The organism is Microcoleus sp. w2-18bC1 (assembly GCF_036700365.1).
Taxonomy (GTDB): domain Bacteria; phylum Cyanobacteriota; class Cyanobacteriia; order Cyanobacteriales; family Microcoleaceae; genus Microcoleus.
On record NZ_JAUBOS010000126.1, the window covers coordinates 1 to 4,460 of the forward strand.

At 48.9% G+C, this 4,460-nt stretch carries 3 protein-coding genes; 1 reads left to right on the forward strand and 2 read right to left on the reverse strand.

Going from position 1 to position 4,460, the window contains the following annotated elements; genetic code table 11:
* The first annotated feature begins 90 nt into the window (after nt 1–90).
* Entirely contained in the window at nt 91–1,239 is a 1,149-nt protein-coding gene (locus QT979_RS28360; protein ID WP_333312334.1) for a phosphatidylglycerol lysyltransferase domain-containing protein, read from the forward strand.
* Between the two features lie 223 nt (nt 1,240–1,462).
* Here QT979_RS28360 and QT979_RS28365 read toward each other — a convergent pair whose 3' ends face one another.
* Nucleotides 1,463–2,689: a glycosyltransferase family 4 protein gene (locus QT979_RS28365; RefSeq protein ID WP_333216566.1), complete on the reverse strand. Its 1,227-nt coding sequence runs from the start codon at nt 2,687–2,689 to the stop codon at nt 1,463–1,465.
* 26 nt (nt 2,690–2,715) lie between these two features.
* Nucleotides 2,716–4,287 carry an MFS transporter gene (locus tag QT979_RS28370; RefSeq protein ID WP_333216563.1) on the reverse strand — a complete coding sequence of 524 codons (1,572 nt, stop codon included), beginning with the start codon at nt 4,285–4,287 and terminating at the stop codon, nt 2,716–2,718.
* Nucleotides 4,288–4,460 lie beyond the last annotated feature (173 nt).

Genomic DNA, 4,460 nt, shown 5'->3' on the forward strand with positions numbered 1-4,460 from the left:
TTAAACGGAAAAACTTTTTGACTCCAACTTTTCACAACTGATAAAAAAATTCCACACACATCTGCGGAATGTGGGTTCCAGACTTTTGCCATGTTTTTTACGGCGGACAATGCGGGGTTGGTTCCGCAAACTCGGTTTGCTAACTTTTTTGCCGATTCGATTTATGCTGTAGGTACGGTAACGCTTGGTTACGCACTTTTAATGCTGCTGCGGCCGGTGCTGCTGCGAAATTCGGCAAGTATTTCGGAACGGAATAAAGCTCAAGAAGTTGTAGCAAAATACGGGCGGACAACGCTAGCGAGACTGGCGTTGCTTCCGGATAAATCTTATTATTTTAGTCCTTCGGGAAAAAGTACGATCGCCTATGTGCCGAAAGGTAGAGGTGCGATCGCTTTGGGAGACCCCATCGGGCCTGCTGAAGACCGCAAAGAATCAATTCTAGGGTTTCAAGAATTTTGCTATCGCAATGATTGGTATCCAGCATTTTATCAAACTTTGCTCCAGGATCTAGAAATGTATTCTACTCTCGGTTTTCGAGTGGTGCAAATTGGCGAAGAAGCTATTGTTAATCTCGAAACTTTTACTCTCAAAGGCAAGAGCAATCAAAACTTGAGAACTGCTATCAACAGACTTACAAAAGCCGGTTATCAAATCGAATTTTACGAACCTCCTTTAAGTTCCGAATTGATGCGGCAAATGAAACTCGTGAGCGAAGAGTGGCTGCAAATGGTTCAGGGTGCGGAAAAAAAATTTTCGGTGGGTTGGTTTGACGTGGCATATTTGCGGGAAACTCGCGTCGCAGCCATCCACACTCCCGACGGTATAATTAGTGCTTTTGCTAATATGATATCGGCCGGAGATGGAGTAGTTGGAGTTGATTTAATGCGGCGTCGCACTGAGGTGGAAAATGGCACGATGGAGTGTTTGTTTGCTTCGATGTTGCAGCATTGTCAAGAATTGGGATATGAAGAATTTGATTTGGGTTTGTCTGCTTTGGCGGGAGTGGGAGAATCTGAGAAATGTGGGCGGTTGGAAAAGGTTTTGATTTATCTTTCGGAACACTTGAGCAAGTTTTATAATTTTAAGGGATTGCACAGTTTTAAAGATAAGTTTGGGCCGCGGTGGGAACCGCGTTATTTTGTTTATCCGAGTTTGGGAAGTTTGCCGGATGTTGTGGTTGCTTTGATTCGGGCCGATTCGGGCGATCGACTTTTGGATTATTTGCGCCCTGGAGGGTAGGCGATTTTGGATTTGAGATTTTGGATTTTAGATTGGGGAGGAATGACTGGTTCCCAGGCGCTTGCCGAAAGGTGTCGTTAACTGGTTGCGAGGCTCTCCCTTAACTGGTTCCCAGGCTCCAGCCTGGTAACGAGTAAAAGAGCCTCGCTTGAGCCAAAGGAGGAGGCAGAGCCTCCGGATCTGCGTTCCCAGGCTCTAGCCCGGCAACGAGCAATCAAAACATTCATGCTAAACCCCGAATTAGTACGCGCTGCTTTTGCAAAACCTCTGCATACAGCTTTTCCAACTCAGTAATATTCTGACTGAGAGTGTATCGCTCCATCGCCCGTTGGCGTGCTTTTTGACCAAGCAGCATTCCCAACTCAGGATGATCGCAAAACAGCGGCAGCAAGGTTTGCAACTGACTTCGTACCCGCTGAGTATTCAAAACTATCCCCGCGCCTTCCTCCAAGGCCTCGCCGTCAGCACCGGCATCGGTTGCCAAACAAGCTAAACCGCAGGCCATCGCTTCCAGGAGCGACAGCGACAGTCCCTCCACCAAAGAAGGCAAAATAAATACGTCTGCACCCCGCAGAATTTCGATCCGGCGTTCCTCCTCGGCAACAAATCCGAGCCACACAATGCCATCATCTTCGCCGTAAAACAGTTGCAGCGAGGCGGCTAGGGGCCCGTCGCCTACGATCGCCAATACGTTCCCAGGGCCAAAATTACAGTGTTTCCAGGCCTTGAGCATCGACTCGACATTTTTCTCTTGGGCAATGCGGCCTTGGTAAACAAAAACTCGATCGGCCTTTAATTCCGACTTCAACCCCGAAGGCCCTGGAGAATATTTAACAGCATCCACACCGTTGGGAATCACAGCCACCCGTTCCTGTGGCACTCCCAACTTCACCAATATATCCCGCTGAATCTGAGAAAAAACGATCGTCGAGTCGTAGTTCGCCAAAAACGGAGCGTACAGTTGATACATCAGGTGTTGGGTTCCCGATGTCAAATTTCGCAATTTGCGATCGAACGGCGGGTGAAAAGTCGCCACCAGAGGCAAATTCAATTCTTGACAAATTTCCGGCAGCAGAAAGTCTAAAGGCGAAAGCGTCAGGGAAGCGTGAACAACATCTGGTTTCAGCCGCCGCAGAGATTTCATCAGCACTGTGCGGGACTTGAGAGTGGGAATCGTATAAATTTGCGATTTGTAGTGACAGGGTAAAGAGACTTCGTTGCAACTCGCGGACGAGAGAGAAGTGGTATATGAGGTTTGAGTAATTCCCTTTCCCCATGAACCATTTGCCATACTCCACCCCGTATTGTTCCTGTCCAGTGAGTCCGCCTCTTGGGCAAAGTGCAGGAAACTGACCTGGTATCCCCGGTCTAATAGTGCGTTGGTGACTTCCCTGGAGTAAGTGACGTTACCGCAAAAAGGTGATTTTTTTCCTAGCCAAGCGATGTGCATTCCAGTAAATCAGAGTTTGTTATTTTTTAGGTTCGATCGACTTTGCTATTTGTGCTACGGAAAATATACCAGGTTAAGACACCCCCAGCCATCGCTAATCCTGCTAAAGCCAAAAATACTGTCGGCAAGCCCAGAAATGTTTCGGCTACCCCGGCCAAAGCCAACGGTAAACTCAAAGCAATATTAGTGGCATTGTTTTGCAGTCCGAAGACTTTTCCCCGCATTTCTTCTGGAGTTTCTGCTTGAATTGTAGTCTGCATCGGCACTCCCACCAATGAGGCAAATAAACCCAACAAGGTAATGAACAGCACCGACAGCCACAAATGGTGGGTAAATGCAGAAAGACCCATCAGAGCAAGTGCCATGCCAATCGAGCCGATTAAACTCAGTTGGGAGTGAGAAAATTTATGGCCAAGATAGCCGACTGTCGTTGCCCCAGCAGCCATGCCAACGCCCACCGCCGCCAGCAAAAAGCCAAATTGTGATGCTTTCATACCTGGGAGAATTTCCGCCAGCCGAACTGCTAGAACTGCCAAGGCTGCAAAAATGGAAAATAGAATAATTAGTTGAATTAAAGCATTGCGGACTTTCGGTTGATCGTTGATGTAACGCAGGCCGTCTCGCAAATCTGCTAGGGGGTGCGGCGGTTCGTGTTCGACTTCGTTTTTTTCGCCTGTTTTCATCGACAGCAACAGCACTCCGGCGAAGGCGTAACTTCCGCCTACTACTAATTCTTTGCCGATGCCGAGTCCGCCGCCGAGGTTGGAAAATAGGGTGTCGGCTAAAGCTAGTAAGGGTTCTCCGACTGCGAAGCCAATAATCACCGACCCCATCATGGTTGTGGTGTAGAGGGAGTTTGCTGATAGCAGGTGGCGGCGTTCCACAATTAGGGGAATCACTGACTGTTCTGCTGGGGCGAAAAATTGAGTTAGAGTCGAGACTAGGAATGTTACTAGCAGCAGCAAGCAGAATCCGAGCGGCAGTTGACCAAGTTCCCACCCGTCGGAGAGCCACAGCAGCACGGGCAAGGTTAACACAAAGGCTCCCCGCAGCAGGTTTGTGGCGACGAGCACTGCTTTTTTCGACCAGCGATCGACATACACGCCCGCAGCGGCCCCGAACAGCACTGCGGGAATGGTAAAGGCGATCATGATTGCTGATACCCACCTACTGATGGTTTGATCTGGCGCTTGAAAGCGGCTCGCCACGAGGGCGATCGTCAGTACGAGATAAACTTTATCTGCTAGTTGGGAAAAAACTTGCCCACTCCACAATGCTAGAAAATTTGGGTTTTTGAGCACTGGCAGAAATCCCGTTTGTTTTTCGGGAATTTCGGCTACTGCTTCGGAGAGTTCTGCTGCTGGCTCTGGTGTGGGAACCGGGGGGATTGCTTCGGGTTCTTGGCTTTTGCCATTGTTCCAGTCTGGTGCTGGAGTTGTGGGGTATTTATCCATTTCTGGGTCTGGGACGTTGCTCCATTGTCGATCGGCGGAGACGGGATAAGAGTCAAACTCTGGAAAATTTTCTCGTTCTTCCATCTTGTGGTGGGTTACGGCTAAAACAGATATTGTCAAATCAGAATCAGACAGTCGCATCATAGAATTTGGGGTGGATGGCCTGGGGTGGTTGAGGTTGGGGGGATGGGAATTTGAATTTGAGGTGTTAACCCCTAAGTTTATTAATAATCTCGTAACTTGTTTGAGTCGATGGGAGGTATTATCCTCCGCACCTCTCAGTTAGATCCGGACGTGCTGGTTTCCCCGCATCCGGC

Coding starts and splice junctions, on each gene's coding strand:
- QT979_RS28360 (WP_333312334.1), top strand. CDS start 91: ATGTTTTTTACGGCGGACAATGCGGGGTTGGTTCCGCAAACTCGGTTT.
- QT979_RS28365 (WP_333216566.1), bottom strand. CDS start 2,689: ATGCACATCGCTTGGCTAGGAAAAAAATCACCTTTTTGCGGTAACGTC.
- QT979_RS28370 (WP_333216563.1), bottom strand. CDS start 4,287: ATGATGCGACTGTCTGATTCTGATTTGACAATATCTGTTTTAGCCGTA.